This window comes from Hydrogenophaga sp. (assembly GCF_018780075.1).
Taxonomy (GTDB): Bacteria; Pseudomonadota; Gammaproteobacteria; order Burkholderiales; family Burkholderiaceae_C; genus Hydrogenophaga.
The window spans coordinates 61,832-76,263 of the sequence record NZ_JADMKB010000101.1; the positions used below are offsets into that span (position 1 = coordinate 61,832).

Annotated in this window: 13 protein-coding genes; 10 read left to right on the top strand and 3 right to left on the bottom strand. The window is 67.7% G+C overall.

The genetic code is table 11. The annotated features are described in order from the left end of the window. Positions 1-179 precede the first annotated feature (179 nt). A complete protein-coding gene (locus tag IV088_RS16700; protein ID WP_291104428.1) occupies positions 180-371 on the bottom strand; it encodes a hypothetical protein in 192 nt (63 codons plus the stop codon). A 72-nt stretch (positions 372-443) separates the two neighbouring features. Here IV088_RS16700 and IV088_RS16705 point away from each other — a divergent pair, with 72 nt between their 5' ends. The 5 genes from IV088_RS16705 (at position 444) to IV088_RS16725 (ending at position 6,225) form a co-directional block, all read left to right on the top strand. Continuing rightward, positions 444-1,466: a M14 family zinc carboxypeptidase gene (locus IV088_RS16705; RefSeq protein WP_291104431.1), complete on the top strand. Its 1,023-nt coding sequence runs from the start codon at positions 444-446 to the stop codon at positions 1,464-1,466. 20 nt (positions 1,467-1,486) lie between these two features. Further along, positions 1,487-2,245: an alpha/beta hydrolase gene (locus tag IV088_RS16710; protein WP_291104438.1), complete on the top strand. Its 759-nt coding sequence runs from the start codon at positions 1,487-1,489 to the stop codon at positions 2,243-2,245. Between the two features lie 153 nt (positions 2,246-2,398). Then, positions 2,399-2,695, top strand: coding sequence for a hypothetical protein (locus tag IV088_RS16715; protein ID WP_291104441.1), 297 nt, complete (start codon positions 2,399-2,401; stop codon positions 2,693-2,695). A 164-nt stretch (positions 2,696-2,859) separates the two neighbouring features. Then, positions 2,860-5,082, top strand: a complete 2,223-nt coding sequence (locus IV088_RS16720) for an esterase-like activity of phytase family protein (RefSeq protein ID WP_291104444.1) — start codon at positions 2,860-2,862, stop codon at positions 5,080-5,082. Positions 5,083-5,244: 162 nt separating this feature from the next. After that, positions 5,245-6,225: a porin gene (locus tag IV088_RS16725; RefSeq protein ID WP_291104447.1), complete on the top strand. Its 981-nt coding sequence runs from the start codon at positions 5,245-5,247 to the stop codon at positions 6,223-6,225. A 105-nt stretch (positions 6,226-6,330) separates the two neighbouring features. On the opposite strand, the gene IV088_RS16730 is transcribed toward IV088_RS16725, so the two are convergent. Continuing rightward, the gene (locus tag IV088_RS16730; protein ID WP_291104450.1) at positions 6,331-8,763 is read right to left on the bottom strand and encodes a UvrD-helicase domain-containing protein; all 2,433 of its coding nucleotides are present in this window, start codon (positions 8,761-8,763) and stop codon (positions 6,331-6,333) included. A 248-nt stretch (positions 8,764-9,011) separates the two neighbouring features. On the opposite strand from IV088_RS16730, the gene IV088_RS16735 reads away from it, so the two are divergent. Continuing rightward, entirely contained in the window at positions 9,012-9,980 is a 969-nt protein-coding gene (locus IV088_RS16735; protein WP_291104453.1) for a GMP reductase, read from the top strand. A 38-nt stretch (positions 9,981-10,018) separates the two neighbouring features. Here IV088_RS16735 and IV088_RS16740 read toward each other — a convergent pair whose 3' ends face one another. Then, a complete protein-coding gene (locus IV088_RS16740) occupies positions 10,019-10,903 on the bottom strand; it encodes an alpha/beta hydrolase (RefSeq protein WP_291104456.1) in 885 nt (294 codons plus the stop codon). 93 nt (positions 10,904-10,996) lie between these two features. Here IV088_RS16740 and IV088_RS16745 point away from each other — a divergent pair, with 93 nt between their 5' ends. The 4 genes from IV088_RS16745 to IV088_RS16760 all read left to right on the top strand — a co-directional run bounded on the left by IV088_RS16745 (position 10,997) and on the right by IV088_RS16760 (position 14,405). Next, positions 10,997-11,713, top strand: coding sequence for a GntR family transcriptional regulator (locus IV088_RS16745; RefSeq protein ID WP_291104459.1), 717 nt, complete (start codon positions 10,997-10,999; stop codon positions 11,711-11,713). A 93-nt stretch (positions 11,714-11,806) separates the two neighbouring features. Next, a complete protein-coding gene (locus tag IV088_RS16750) occupies positions 11,807-12,700 on the top strand; it encodes an NAD(P)-dependent oxidoreductase (RefSeq protein ID WP_291104462.1) in 894 nt (297 codons plus the stop codon). Positions 12,701-12,799: 99 nt separating this feature from the next. Continuing rightward, a complete protein-coding gene (locus tag IV088_RS16755; protein WP_291104465.1) occupies positions 12,800-13,594 on the top strand; it encodes a MotA/TolQ/ExbB proton channel family protein in 795 nt (264 codons plus the stop codon). Beyond that, a complete protein-coding gene (locus IV088_RS16760; protein WP_291104468.1) occupies positions 13,566-14,405 on the top strand; it encodes a flagellar motor protein MotB in 840 nt (279 codons plus the stop codon). Before IV088_RS16755 ends, IV088_RS16760 begins: the two co-directional genes overlap by 29 nt. The last annotated feature ends 27 nt before the right edge of the window (positions 14,406-14,432 follow it).

Sequence of the window (14,432 nt, forward strand, 5' to 3'; positions counted from 1 at the left end):
GCCGCGCGGGGCGGTGCCGCTCCATCCTAAAAACGCTGTGTGGCAATGGCGTGGCAGTTTCGGGCGCTGTCGCATCGGCGTGGCCCCGGCGCCGGGTCACACGCTGTTCACATTGTCGTCACATGACCGGGGTCTGTGTCCGATATGCTGCCGGCACAGGGCGGGCAGCGCCGGCACTGTCAGCCCCCTGCCCTGCCCGATGGCCGCTTCACATCAAAGACCCGGTGGTGCGGCCGCTGCAGGCGCGAACGCTGCAAGGCCAGGAACTCCACCAGGCCCGTGGCCCACCCGCAGGCCATCACGCCGAGGTGCACCCAGCGGTGGGGCGCCAGGCGCTTCTCGCGCCGCTGCAACAGGCTCTGGACCAACATGCTGTACCTTGGAAAGTGGGGGGTGTACAACACCCTAGTGGCCCCCTGTGACAACGCCGTGACGACCACCCCATGAACGCCCACCACCGACCCCTCCCCGAGCTGCAGGCGCTGGAGCAGCTGATCGAACAGGGCGGCGCCCACCTGCAGGCCCGCGAGGTCCGGCGTGTGTCTGTGCCGGACGGGCCCTCGTTCCCGATCCACGCCATCACCCTGGGCAATCCCGACCCCGGCCTGCCCGCCGTGGGCTACTTCGGCGGCGTGCACGGGCTGGAGCGCATCGGGGCCGAGGTGGTCATCGCCTTTCTGCAGAACATCGTCACCCGCCTGCGCTGGGACACCACGCTGCAGCGCCAGCTTGAGCGCGTGCGCCTGGTGTTCATGCCCATCGTCAACCCCGGCGGCATGTGGGCCGCCACCCGCGCCAACCCGCGCGGGGTGGACCTGATGCGCAACGCGCCCGTGGACTCGCTGGAGAAGGTGCCTCACCTGATGGGCGGGCAGCGCCTGAGCGCGGGCCTGCCGTGGTACCGGGGGCGACTCGGAGACCCGCTGGAGGTGGAGGCCGAGGCCTTGTGCGAGGTGGTGCGCAGCGAGCTGCTGGGCCGCCCATTCAGCCTGGCGCTGGACTGCCACTCGGGCTTTGGCGTCCGCGACCGCCTGTGGTTTCCGTTCGCCCACACCCGGGCACCCATTCACCACCTGGCCGAGCTGCACGCGCTGAAAGACATCTTCGTCCAGGCCCACAGCCAGCACCCCTACATCATCGAACCGCAGAGCGCGCAGTACCTGACGCACGGCGACCTCTGGGACCACCTCTACCAGCGGGCCTGTGCGGAGCACCCGGCGACCACCTTCCTGCCGCTGACGCTGGAGATGGGCTCGTGGCTCTGGATCAAGAAGAACCCGCGCCAGCTGTTCTCGCGCAAGGGCATCTTCAACCCGCTGATCAACCACCGCCAGCAGCGCGTGCTGCGCCGCCACCAGGCGCTGCTGGACTTCCTCTCGCGGGCCGCGGGCAGCCACGCCCTCTGGACGCCGACCGCGGAGCAGCGCCCGCAGCGCCACGCCGACGCGCTGGCCGACTGGTATTGAGCGACCGGGAGAACCCCACCATGAGCACCTGGATCCTCCTCCGAGGCCTGACGCGCGAAGCGACGCACTGGGGCCGCTTCACCGCCGAATTCAAGCTGGCCCTGCCTCAGGTCCGCCTCCACACGATGGACCTGCCGGGCAATGGCGGGCACCACCGCCAGACCAGCCCGCTCTCGGTGGCCGGCATGGTGGCCGCGTGCCGCGACGAACGCGCCCGCCGTGGCATCGAAACACCGGTGTACCTGCTCGCCATGTCGCTCGGCGCCATGGTGGCGGCCGAGTGGGCGCGCGTGGCGCCCGACGAACTGGCCGGCTGTGTGCTGATCAACACCAGCCTGCGACCGTTCAGCCCCCTGCCCCAACGGCTGCGGCCCGGCAACTACCCGGCCCTGCTGCGCCTGACCCTCGGCCGGGGCTCACCCGAAGCCATCGAACAGACGGTGCTGCAGCTCACCAGCAACCAGCCGGATCAGCTGCAAGAGGTGATCCCCGACTGGGCGGCCGTGCGCCGCCACCGCCCGGTGAGTGCCAGCAACGCCGTGCGCCAGCTGATCGCCGCGGCCCGCTACCGGGCCCTGCGGCAGGCACCCGGCGTGCCTCTGCTGCTGCTGTCCAGCGAACACGACCAGCTGGTGGACAGCGCCTGCTCGCGGGCCATCGCCGAGGCCTGGCACTGTCCGCTGGTGACGCACCCGGCCGCGGGCCACGACCTGCCGCTGGACGACCCACGCTGGGTGGCGGGCCAGGTGCGCGACTGGCTGCGCCGCGGCCCCCGCTGATGCGGCGCTGTCTCTCGACCGTCACCGCGCTATCACACCACCGTCACAGTTTCGTCATCAAACCCGTGACCCTCGCCGGTATGCTTCTTTCAAAGGTGTAACGAAGTCTTTCGTCTGCCACCCACTTGACCAACCTTTGTGAGAGCCGAAGCCATGAGAGCCCTGAAAAAAGCACGCAAGCTGATCGAAAACAAGTCCGGCCAACCGCCTGCCGACATCCTGTCGCGCCTGGTGCTCGCACTGGAATCCGACGCCCCGTTCCTGCTGTCGGACCTGTACAGCCTGGACTACGACGACTTCAACCTGGCGATGGACGTCATGGCGGAATGGCGGCTCGACCGGTACTACACCAGCAAGGCCGTGCTGCTGGACCTGTCGATGCAAGTGAACCTCCAGAATGCCCAGGCCCGCGCTGATACCACCCAGGCAGCGGTCGCCACCGCGGGCTGAAGCCGCTCCCCGCGCCGCGCCCGCCGCGCGCCCCACCACCCTGCCCGCGCCCGCCGGCAGGGTTTTTTTCGCGCCATGCCAAGGCGCCGGCACCGGGGACTTCACGGGGGTGACACATGCGCCCCGTAAGCTGGGTGGTTGTTCCCCAATGGCTCCCCTTTCACATGCACACCCTTCGCCTCTGCTCATTGACCGCAGCCCTCGCGGCTGGCCTTGTTTTCACGTCGCTGGCCCATTCCGCACCGCCCGTCCCGCCGGCCGGCCCGTTTGCCATGGTCCATCACCTGGCGGTGGACGGCGTGGCCGAGATCGTGGCCGCCACGCCCGACGGCATGACGCTGGTCTACACCAGCGCCGACGCCGGGGTGCTGGGGCTGATCGACATCACGCGTCCTGAACAGCCTGTGCTGCTGCCGCGCGTGGACGTGAGGCGCATGGGCGTGGGCGAGCCCACATCGGTGGCCATCAGCCCGGACGGCCGCTACGCCGTGACGGCGGTGCGCATGGGTGACGACGTGGCCAATGCGCGCCATGGCTTGCTGCGCGTGTACGACATCCGCAATCCCCGCTCGGTGCAGCACGTCAAGGACATCACCGTGGGCGTGGGGCCCGATTCGCTGGCCTTGGTGGGCCAGGGGCGGACGCTGCGCGCCGTGGTGGCGATCGAAGACGAAGAGACCGACGCCAAAGGCGACGCCACGCTCGACGGCCAGCGCCCGGGCCGCATCGACGTGGTGGGCCTGCAGGACCTCTATGGCCGCGCCAGCACCGGCGTGCAGTCCATCGAACTGGTGGCGGCATTGCAGGCCACGGCCGGTGTGGTGTACCCCAACGACCCGCAGCCGGAGTTTGTGTCCATCGACCCCCGAGGCCGCCAGGCGGTGGTGTCGCTGCAGGAGAACAACGCGGTCGCGATCCTTGACCTGAGCCACCCGGCGCGCGCGCGGCTGGAGCGCGTGTTCTCCACCGGCAGCGTGGTCCGCAACGGCAACGCCGATCTGCAGAAGGACAAGGAGGTGATGTTCAAGGACAGCTTCATCGGCCGCCGCGAAGCGGACGCCGTGGCCTGGGTGGCCCCGGGCGTTTTCGCCACTGCCAACGAAGGCGACGGCAAGAAGGACAAAGAAGGTGTGCTGCCCGGCGGGCGTGGGTTCACCTTGATGAACATCCGCGGCGAGGTGGTCCATGACACCGGCGAGCGCACCGAGCTGAACGCGCTGCTGCACGGCCACTATCCCGACGGCCGCTCGGCGGCCAAGGGCGTGGAAATCGAGGGTGTGGCGGCGGGCACGTTCGGCGGCAAGCCGTACCTGTTCGCGGGCTCGGAGCGGGGGGCCTTCATCGAGGTGCACCGCATCGACGAACCGAAGCAGCCACGTTTCGTTCAGCTGCTGCCGACCGGCCTGTCGCCCGAGGGGCTGACCACGGTGACGAAACGGCGCGACGGCCAGCAACTGCTGGTCACCGCCAACGAGGGCGACGGTTCGCTCAACCTCTACCGCTTTCACGCCCAGGGCGCGCCGGCCGCGCGCGAGCCGCAGCTGGTGGCGAAGGACCACAGCATGCCCTGGGGCGCGCTGTCGGGACTCACCACCGACGGCACCCACCTGTACGCCGTGCCCGACAACGCCTTCGGCCAGTCACGCATCTTCCGCATCGACCCTTCATCGGCGTCCCAGGGTCGCATGGTGATCGACCAGGTCACGCTGCTCACCACCGCCGACGGCCAGGCGCTCAAGGTGGACCCCGAAGGCATCGCCAAAGTGGCCGACGGTTTCTGGATCGCCTCGGAGGGTGCGACGGTCGAAGGCAACGAACTGATCAAGGTGAACACGGCCGGCGTGGTGCAGCAGCGCGTGAAGCTGCCCGCCAGCGTGCAGGCCCGGTTCGCCAGCCCCAAGACCGGCACGGGCTACGAGGGCGTGACCGCCAGCGCCGACGGGCAGACGCTCTACATGGCCGTGCAGCGGGGCTTCGACGTCAAACGGCCGCAGGCGGCGATCCTCAAGCTGCACCTGCCCACCGACACCTGGACCACCGCGGTCTACCCGCTCGAACAGCACAGCAAAGACCCCCAACAGTTCTGGATGGGCCTGTCGGAAATACAACTCACCGACGACGGTCGACTGCTGCTGCTCGAACGCGACAAGGGGGGTGGCGAAGGCCAGGCGATCAACGCCGAGGTCAAGCGGATCTACAGCGTGAACGCGGGCGACATGGTCGAGGGCGCTGTGCTGCAGAAGACCCTGGTGAAGGACCTGCGCAAGGACTTCAACTACCTGCAGGAAAAGGCCGAGGGCATGGTGGTGTTCAAAAGCGAGCTCTGGGTCGTGAACGACAACGACGGAGCAGGCTGGACTCGCTTTCTCAACGCCGGGCGGCCTTGATGGCATTACCGTCAAAAAGTGGAATACAGCGTTTCGTGGCGTCAGTGACACACCGTCGTCTGATTTTCACATTCATCCAGTGAAATAGCGCCACCTGAATGTTCCATGCAATCAGGTGGGCATCCGCCCCACACGTTCCAAACAATCCATCAAGGAAACATCATGAAGAAGAGCCTGATCGCTCTGGCCGTGCTCGCCGCTTCCGGCGCCACCATGGCCCAATCCTCCGTCACCGTGTACGGCCGCGTCGACCTGTCGGTCGGCAGCCTCAAGGAACTCAACAAGGGCAGCCAGACCAAGCTGTTCAACGGCGGCGACGGCGGTCTGACGACCTCGCGCCTGGGCTTTCGCGGCACCGAAGACCTCGGTGGTGGCCTGAAGGCCGGCTTCAAGCTGGAGCACCGCCTGAACGCCGACGACGGCACCGCGCAGGAGCCGATGTGGAAGGGCGAGTCCACCGTGAGCCTCTCGGGTGGCTTCGGTGAAGTGAAGCTCGGCCGCAGCTCCACCATCTATGACGACGTGCGTGGCCTGGCCTTCAGTAGCAACGTGTTCGACTCGGCCTTCACGCCCGCCTCCAACGGCGTCTGGGGTTCGGGCGGCGACTACAGCAGCCGCTTCAACAACAAGATCACCTACGCCCTGCCCTCGATCGGCGGTGTCTACGGCGGCATCGAATACGCGCTGGACGAAGACGCCACCGTCGACGCCAACATGGTCGGTGCCAAGGTCGGCTACAAGAACGGCCCGCTGAACGTGGCTTTGGGCCTGCAGCAGGAAAAAGGCAAGGACAACGACTACATGCTGTTGGCCGGTTCGTACGACCTGGGCATGTTGAGCCTCTCCGCGGGCTACAACACGCGCAAGGGCGATGACGCCAAGGGCGACGACAACGAACTGACCGTGGGCGTCAACGTGCCCATGGGCAACGTCAACCTGTCCGTCGGCTACGCCACCAGCAAAACCGAAATCGGCGGTTCCACCGCGGGCAAATCGTCGGGCTTCGGCGTCGGTGCAACCTACGCCCTGTCCAAGCGCACCAAGCTGTACGGTGGCCTGCGCTCGCACAACGTGAAAGACGGTTCGGGCGTGAAGACGGCCGACACCCGCCTGTTCGCCCTGGGCCTGCGCCACGACTTCTGATCGTTTTCTCCGGGTCTTGCGCGGATAGCCAACGCGGCAATCAGGGTCTGCGCAAGTTTTTTCAGCCACCGGCGCTTCGGCGCCGGTGGCTTTTTTCATGGGCCGTCAGTCGTCCACCGGCGTGAGCTTGGCCACCGACAGCGCCAGCCACTTCACGCCGTGGCGCGAGAAGCTGACCTGCGCCCGCGCATCGGCGCCCGCGCCTTCGAGCGCCAGCACCTTGCCTTCGCCGAACTTGTTGTGGAAGACCTTCATGCCGGCCTTGATGTCGGTGCCACGGTCGGGCTCGGGGTTGCTCTTGCCGCCCAGGCCCTTGGGATCGCTGCCCGAGGCCCAGCCCGGCGACCAGGCGGGCTGCAGCACCGCGGGCGCGCCGGCACCGCGCGCGCCGTAGCCACCCCGGTTGCCCTGCCAGCCACCCGAACCGCCGCCCACCGCACTGGGGCTCCAGGCCGCTTGCTGCGGCGTGAGCCACTTCAGGCAGGCTTCGGGCAGCTCTTCAAAAAAGCGGCTCTTCATGTTGTAGCGCGTCTGGCCGTGCAGCATGCGCGTCTGCGAGTGGCTGAGGTACAGGCGCTTGCGCGCGCGCGTGATCGCCACGTACATCAGGCGCCGTTCTTCCTCCAGCCCGTCGCGGTCGCTCATGGAGTTCTCGTGCGGGAACAGGCCCTCTTCCATGCCGGTGATGAACACGCAGTCGAACTCCAGCCCCTTGGCCGCGTGCACCGTCATGAGTTGCACCGCGTCCTGCCCGGCCTGGGCCTGGTTGTCGCCGGATTCGAGCGCGGCGTGGGTGAGGAAGGCCGCGAGCGGGCTCATGGTTTCGCCGGTGTCGGCGTCGGGCGCCAGCGGCTCGTCCACCACGGGCAGTGCCGGGTCCAGCCCCTGGCTGGCCGGGCTCTGGGTCAGCGCCACCCCGTCCGCCGTGCGCGCCACCGCATCACGCCCAAAACCCTCGATGCCGACAAAGCTCTTCGCCGCACTCACCAGCTCTTCCAGGTTCTCCACCCGGTCCTGCCCTTCCCGCTCAGCGCGGTAGTGCTCGATCAATCCACTGTGATCCAGCACCAGCTCGATGATCTCGGAGAGGGTCATGCCCACCGAGCGCTCGCGCAGCACATCGAGCTTGGCGACGAAGCCGCCGATGGCCGCGCCCGCGCGGCCGGTCACCGCGCTCACCGCGTCGTGCAGCGAACAGCCGCTGGTGCGCGCCACGTCCTGCAGTTGCTCGATGCTGCGCGCGCCGATGCCGCGCGGCGGGAAGTTCACCACGCGCAGAAAACTCGTGTCGTCGTTGGCGTTCTCCAGCAGGCGCAAATAGGCCAGCGCGTGTTTGATCTCGGCGCGCTCGAAGAAACGCAGGCCACCGTACACGCGGTAGGGCATGCCGGCGTTGAACAGCGCGGTTTCGACCACCCGGCTCTGCGCGTTGCTGCGGTAGAGCACGGCCATCTCGCTCTTGGGCATGTCCTCGCGCGCGAGCTGCTTCATCTCGTCCACCATCCACTGCGCTTCGGCGAAGTCGCTCACCGCCTCGTACACGCGAACGGGCTCACCCGCGCCCGCGTCGGTGCGCAGGTTCTTGCCCAGGCGGTGGCTGTTGTGGCTGATGAGCTGGTTGGCCGAGTCGAGAATGTTGCTGACGCTGCGGTAGTTCTGCTCCAGCTTGATCTGGTGCCGCACCCGGAACTCGCGCACGAAGTCGGTCATGTTGCCCACGCGCGCACCGCGAAAGGCGTAGATGCTCTGGTCGTCGTCGCCGACGGCGAACACCGCATTGCCCGAAGGCGTGAGCCCTTCGAGCGGCGGCGCGCTGAACATCTTGATCCACGCGTACTGCAGGCGGTTGGTGTCCTGGAACTCGTCGATCAGGATGTGCTTGAAGCGGCGCTGGTAGTGCTCGCGCACCGGGTCGTTGTCGCGCAGCACTTCGTAGGAGCGCAGCATCAGCTCGCCGAAATCCACCACGCCTTCGCGCTGACACTGCTCTTCGTACAGCGCGTACAGCTCCACCTTCTTGCGCGTCTCCTCGTCGCGCGCGACCACGTCGCCCGGGCGCTGGCCGTCTTCCTTGCAGCCGCTGATGAAGTACTGGATCTGCTTGGGGGGATAACGCTCGTCGTCCACGTTGAACTGCTTGCACAGGCGCTTGACCGCCGAGAGCTGGTCTTGCGTGTCGAGGATCTGGAAGGTCTGCGGCAGGTTCGCCAGCTTGTGGTGCGCGCGCAGGAAGCGGTTGCACAGGCCGTGGAAGGTGCCGATCCACATGCCGCGCACGTTGACGGGCAGCATGCTGGAGAGCCGCGTCATCATTTCCTTCGCGGCCTTGTTGGTGAAGGTCACGGCCAGCACGCCGCCGGGCGTGACCTGCCCGGTCTGCAGCAGCCAGGCGATGCGGGTGGTGAGCACACGGGTCTTGCCCGAGCCGGCGCCGGCGAGGATGAGCGCGTGTTCGGCGGGCAGCGTGACGGCGGCGCCCTGTTCGGCATTGAGGCCCGCGAGCAGCGGGGACGGGACAACGGATTCTTCAAACAACATGGTGTCGATTGTAGGAAGCCGGGATGCTGCGCCGGGTATATATGCGCCGGCGTATGACCGCTATAAACCCGGCACCCGACCGCAGCCCTGTGCCGCGCGCATCGAAGCGCCTAGAATCAATCACCGGGCCCAAGATTCTTGCGCCCGGTTTCTTTTTGGCCGGATGGATTTCCGCCCGACAGAAGACCGGACCCAAGCCAAGCGCTCTCCCTGTTCATCCACAACAGTTTTCTGGAGCCTGGTTTCAAATGGAAATTTTTGACTACGACAACATCCTGCTGCTGCCGCGCAAGTGCCGCGTGGAAAGCCGCTCGGAATGCGACGCCAGCGTGGCGCTGGGTGGGCGCACGTTCCGCCTGCCGGTGGTGCCGGCCAACATGAAGACCGTGGTGGATCAGAAGATCTGCCTCTGGATGGCGCAGAGCGGCTACTTCTACGTGATGCACCGCTTCGACCTGGACAACATCCAGTTCGTGCGCGACATGCACGCGGCCGGTGTGTACGCCTCGATCTCGCTGGGCGTGAAAGCCCCGGACCGCGCCACGGTGGACACGCTCGCGGCCGAGGGCCTGGTGCCCGAGTACATCACCATCGACATCGCCCACGGCCACGCCGACAGCGTGCGCGACATGATCGGCTACATCAAGGCGCGGCTGCCGAGCAGCTTCGTGATCGCCGGCAACGTGGCCACGCCCGAGGCGGTGATCGATCTGGAGAACTGGGGCGCAGACGCCACCAAGGTGGGTGTGGGTCCTGGCAAGGTCTGCATCACCAAGCTCAAGACCGGTTTCGGCACCGGCGGCTGGCAGCTCAGCGCGCTCAAGTGGTGTGCCCGCGTGGCGACCAAACCCATCATTGCCGACGGCGGCATCCGCAGCCACGGCGACATCGCCAAGAGCGTGCGCTTCGGCGCCACCATGGTGATGATCGGCTCGCTGTTCGCGGGGCACGAAGAGTCGCCCGGCCAGACGGTCGAGGTGGATGGCGAGCTGTTCAAGGAGTACTACGGCTCGGCGAGTGACTTCAACAAGGGCGAGTACAAGCACGTCGAAGGCAAACGCATCCTGGAACCCATCAAGGGCCCGCTGGCCGAGACACTGATCGAGATGGAGCAGGACGTGCAGAGCTCCATCAGCTACTCGGGCGGCACCAAGCTGATGGACGTGCGCAAGGTGAACTACGTGATTCTGGGCGGGGACAACGCGAACATCATGTGACGCCCCGCCCTCGTGCCGCAGGCGGCTCGGGGATGGGCCTATGCCTTCAGGAGTTGCATGGCCAGGCCATTCAGGCGGTGGCGTGGCTGGATCAGCGCGTCGAGCACACTGAAGTGGTTGAGGCCTGGCAGGGTTTCGCAGATGGGCACCAGCGCCTCGCCCCAGGTCTCGCGGATCAGGTGGTTCTGGCGCAGGAATTCGCTGCTCTCGTCGCCGCCCACCACGCTCAGCAGCACGCCCCGCTCGTCCTCCTGCGGCACACGGGGCAGATAGGCCGGGCTGGCCATGCGCACCTGCTCCGGCGTGAGGCGCAGGGCGTCGCGCACGCTGGGCGTGTGGCGCATCGGTTCCAGATCGAACAGGCCTGAGATCGACAGCGCGTTGTTCACCAGATCGAGCGGCAGGTCGCTCGCGTAGCGGTCCCACTCGCAGGCCAGCAGCATGGCCGCGAGGTGTCCGCCGGCCGAGTGGCCGACCACCGAGATGCGGCGCGGGTCGCCGCCGTGGACCGCGATGTGGCGGTACACCCAGGCCAGCGCCTTGACCATCTGCAGCGTGATCTGGGGGATCGTCACCGCCGGGCACAGCGCGTAGTTGGGCACCACGACACAAGCGCCCTTGTTCACAAAAGCGGGGGCCAGGAAGCTGTGGTCCGCCTTGTCCAGGCTGCGCCAGTAGCCCCCGTGGATGAACACCAGCACCGGTGCCAGCGGCGCGCCGGCCTTCTGGCGCGGGGGGAAGATGTCCAGCGTCTCCCCTGGCTCATGACCGTAGGCCACGTCCAGCAGGCCACCCAGCTCAGCCCTCGCCTGGCGCGACCTGGCCGCCCAGCGTTCGAAGTGCTGGACGTGCTCGGGCACGCGGGCGCGGTTGTTGTACTGGCTGTCGAGCCAGGCGGGGTCGGTGTGTTGGGCGTCGTTCATGGAGCGGCATTGTCCTGCAGCCCGGTGACACACCCTGTCACACCAGTGAGTCCGAATTGATGTATTCTGTATTCGGAGTACAGAATACGACCCATGACCGCCCAACTCCTGCAACTGGAAACCGCGCCCGATCTGGTCGATCAGGTCTACCGCGCCCTGCTCGACGCCATCAGCGAGGGCTCGCTGGCGCCCGGGCAGCGGATCACCCAGGAAGAGCTGGCCGAGCGCCTCGCGGTGTCGCGCCAGCCGGTGATGCAGGCGCTGCGCCTGCTCAAGCGCGACGGTTTCGTGCACGACGCGCCGCTGGCTGGCGCGTCCAACGGCCGCAGCCGCGGTCTGCAGGTCGCGCTGCTGGACGCCGCCTGGATCGCGCAGGTGTACGAGGTGCGCGGCGCGCTCGACGTGCTGGCCGCGCGCCTGGCCGCCGCCCGCCGCACCCGCATCGACCCCGCCCTGATCACGCGGGGTCGCGAGGCGGTGGGCCGGGGCGACATCAAGGCCATGATCGACGCCGACCTCGCCTTCCACCGCGCCCTCTACCAGGGATCGGCCAACCCGCTGATCGAGCAGAGCGCGCTGCTGCACTGGCACCACATCCGCCGCGCCATGGGCGAAGCCCTGCGCCACCACACGCTGCGCGGCCCGGTCTGGGACGAACACGAGGCCATCGCCGCGGCCGTGGCCGAGGGCGACGGCGAGCGCGCCGAGGCCCTGATGCGCGAGCACAGCGGCCAGGCCAGCGCCTACCTCGGCGCCCACATGGACACCCACCCCACCGGCCCCGCACCCCATCACTCCGTGGTTCGTTGAACCACTTCATGCGGTTTCCGGGCAGCGCCCGGAAACCGCATTTTTTATCCCTCTCCACCGATCCCGCGCACACCCTGCGCCTACACTTTTCCCATGACCCACGCTGCATCCACCCCGCTTTCCATCGCCGTGCTCGGCATCGGCATGATGGGTTTTCCGATGGCCCGCCGCCTGTGCGAAGCCGGCCACCGCGTCTTTGCCTGGAACCGCTCGCGCCCCAAAGCCGAGCGCCTGCAGCCCTTCGGCGCCGAGGTGTCCGACACCCCGGCTCAGGCCGTGGCCCAGGCCGACATCGTGATCTGCCTGCTCGAGGACGGCAGCATCGTCGAGAGCGTGCTGTTCGAGCAGGGCACGACCGGCGGCCTGCGCCCGGGCACGCTGGTGATCGACATGTCGTCCATCCAGCCGCGCCAGGCGCGCGACCACGCCGCCCGGCTCGCCGCCATCGGCGTGAGCCACCTGGACGCCCCGGTGTCGGGCGGCACGGTGGGCGCCGAAGCCGGCACGCTGGCCATCATGGCCGGCGGCAAACCCGCCGACTTCGAGCGCGCGCTGCCCGTGTTCGAGCACCTCGGCCGCGCCACCCACGTGGGGCCCCACGGCGCGGGCCAGCTGGCCAAGCTCGCCAACCAGATGATCGTGGGCATCACCATCGGCGCCGTGGCCGAAGCCCTGCTGCTGTGCGAAAAAGGCGGTGCCGACATGGGCAAGGTCAAGCAGGCCATCAGCGGCGGTTTCGCCGACAGCCGCATCCTGCAGGTGCACGGCCAGCGCATGATCGAGCGCGACTTCGCCAAGCGCGGGGCCGTGGCCGTGCAGCTCAAGGACATGCGCAATGCGCTCACCACCGCCAGCGAGATCGGCTTCGAGGCACCCATCACCGCCCTGTTCGAACAGCTGTTCGCACAGGCCGCCGACCACGGCCTGGCCGATCTGGACCACTCGGCCCTGTTCATGGAGCTGGCCAGCCGCAACGGGATGCGATAGAGAACTGGGGGGCAGAAGCCCTCCTTTTCCGGCGCACCCCGTTTGGGGGTGTGCCGAGAATCCTTGGGGTATGCACACCACTCCCAAGAGACCCCCCGCGTGAACCCCTCCACCCTCATTGGCATGGTGGCCAGCGTCTTGCTGATGGCCGTCATCCTGCTGTTTGCCTCCGACAACCCGTGGAATTTCATCGACGCTCCCAGCATCGCCATCGTGCTCGGCGGCACGCTCGCGGCCACCTTCCTGAGCTACCCGCTGCGCGAGGTGCTGCGCGTGTTCCACCTGGTGGGCCAGGTCCTGCGCGAAGACCGCCTGGACACCAAGAACGATATCGAGGAGCTGGTGGGCCTCTCGCGGCTGTGGATCCAGGGCGACCTGCAGGCGGTGGAAAAGTCGCTGGCACTGGTGACCAACCCTTTCCTGCGCACCGGCGTGCAGCTGGTGATCGACCGCACGCCCGAAGAAGAAATCATCGACCTGCTGCAGTGGCGCATCGCCCACCTGCGCCAGCGCGAAACCGCAGAGGCGCAGCTCTTTCGCGTCATGGCCAGCTACGCACCGGCCTTCGGCATGCTGGGCACCCTGCTCGGCCTGATCAACCTGATGGACCTCGTGGGCGACGGCGACATGACGGCCATCGGCTCGCAACTCGCCATCGCCCTCGTCACCACCTTCTACGGCGTGCTGCTCGCCAACTTGGTGTTCAAGCCGATCGCGGTCAAACTGGAGCGCCGCACCGAGCAGCGCCTGGTGCTGATGAACATGGTGCTCGAAGGCATCTCGATGATGTGTGTGGGCCGCAGCCCGGCGCTGATGCGCGAAACCCTCAAGGCCTTTGTCGCGCAGTTCGATGACGAGATTTTTGATGGACAAACCCAAACCGCTCGCCGCTGACAGCATGCCAGCCACCATCCACCCGGTCCCGACCCCCACCCGCACGCCCAGGGTCTCCACCAGCGTCGGCCGCTACCGCCGCTGGCACGTGGACACCCGCGCCGAGCCCGAAGAAGACGGCTGGTTGATCACCTACCTGGACGTGATCACCCTGATCCTCGTGCTCATGGTCGTGATGCTCGCCATGTCCGGCCCCAAAGACGGCAAGAAGCCGACCGACACCGCCCCGGCACCGGCGCAGGCCACCGCCGCGCCGGAGGCCCCCGCCACCGCACCGGCGCCCGCCGTCGCCAGCATCGTGCCCCCCGTGCCGCTGCCGGTCACGGTGCCGGCCACCGAGGCGCCCGCCCCACCGCCCCCCCAGACGATCAACGGGTTCCCGCTCGATCAGCTGGGCAACGACATCGTGGTGACCCTGGAAGACGACGCGGTGCGGTTTCGCATCAGCAGCGAGATCCTGTTCGACTCCGGCGCTGCCGGGCTCACCGGGTCGGGTCATCCCGTGCTCGACCGCCTGATTCCCCTGCTCAACGCCGACCCCGACCTGCGCCTGGTGGTTGAAGGCCACACCGACAGCATGCCGATCAGCAGCGAGCGCTTTCCCTCCAACTGGGAGCTGTCCACCGCCCGCGCCGCCAGCGTCGCGCGCTACCTGATCGAGCGCGGCGTCGCACCGCAGCGCGTGCAGGCCTCGGGCTTTGCCGACACCCGCCCGCTCGCCGCGCGCGACAACCCGGTGGACCGCGTGCACAACCGCCGCGTGGAGCTCACGATGGAACGCTCGCCCAAAGACAAGGCCCACCCCCGCTGAAAGAATGCACCGCAAGCCGGGTGCCTT

Coding starts and splice junctions, on each gene's coding strand:
- IV088_RS16715 (WP_291104441.1), top strand. CDS start 2,399: ATGAGAGCCCTGAAAAAAGCACGCAAGCTGATCGAAAACAAGTCCGGC.
- IV088_RS16760 (WP_291104468.1), top strand. CDS start 13,566: ATGGACAAACCCAAACCGCTCGCCGCTGACAGCATGCCAGCCACCATC.
- IV088_RS16700 (WP_291104428.1), bottom strand. CDS start 371: ATGTTGGTCCAGAGCCTGTTGCAGCGGCGCGAGAAGCGCCTGGCGCCC.
- IV088_RS16750 (WP_291104462.1), top strand. CDS start 11,807: ATGACCCACGCTGCATCCACCCCGCTTTCCATCGCCGTGCTCGGCATC.
- IV088_RS16725 (WP_291104447.1), top strand. CDS start 5,245: ATGAAGAAGAGCCTGATCGCTCTGGCCGTGCTCGCCGCTTCCGGCGCC.
- IV088_RS16705 (WP_291104431.1), top strand. CDS start 444: ATGAACGCCCACCACCGACCCCTCCCCGAGCTGCAGGCGCTGGAGCAG.
- IV088_RS16745 (WP_291104459.1), top strand. CDS start 10,997: ATGACCGCCCAACTCCTGCAACTGGAAACCGCGCCCGATCTGGTCGAT.
- IV088_RS16735 (WP_291104453.1), top strand. CDS start 9,012: ATGGAAATTTTTGACTACGACAACATCCTGCTGCTGCCGCGCAAGTGC.
- IV088_RS16720 (WP_291104444.1), top strand. CDS start 2,860: ATGCACACCCTTCGCCTCTGCTCATTGACCGCAGCCCTCGCGGCTGGC.
- IV088_RS16740 (WP_291104456.1), bottom strand. CDS start 10,903: ATGAACGACGCCCAACACACCGACCCCGCCTGGCTCGACAGCCAGTAC.
- IV088_RS16710 (WP_291104438.1), top strand. CDS start 1,487: ATGAGCACCTGGATCCTCCTCCGAGGCCTGACGCGCGAAGCGACGCAC.
- IV088_RS16730 (WP_291104450.1), bottom strand. CDS start 8,763: ATGTTGTTTGAAGAATCCGTTGTCCCGTCCCCGCTGCTCGCGGGCCTC.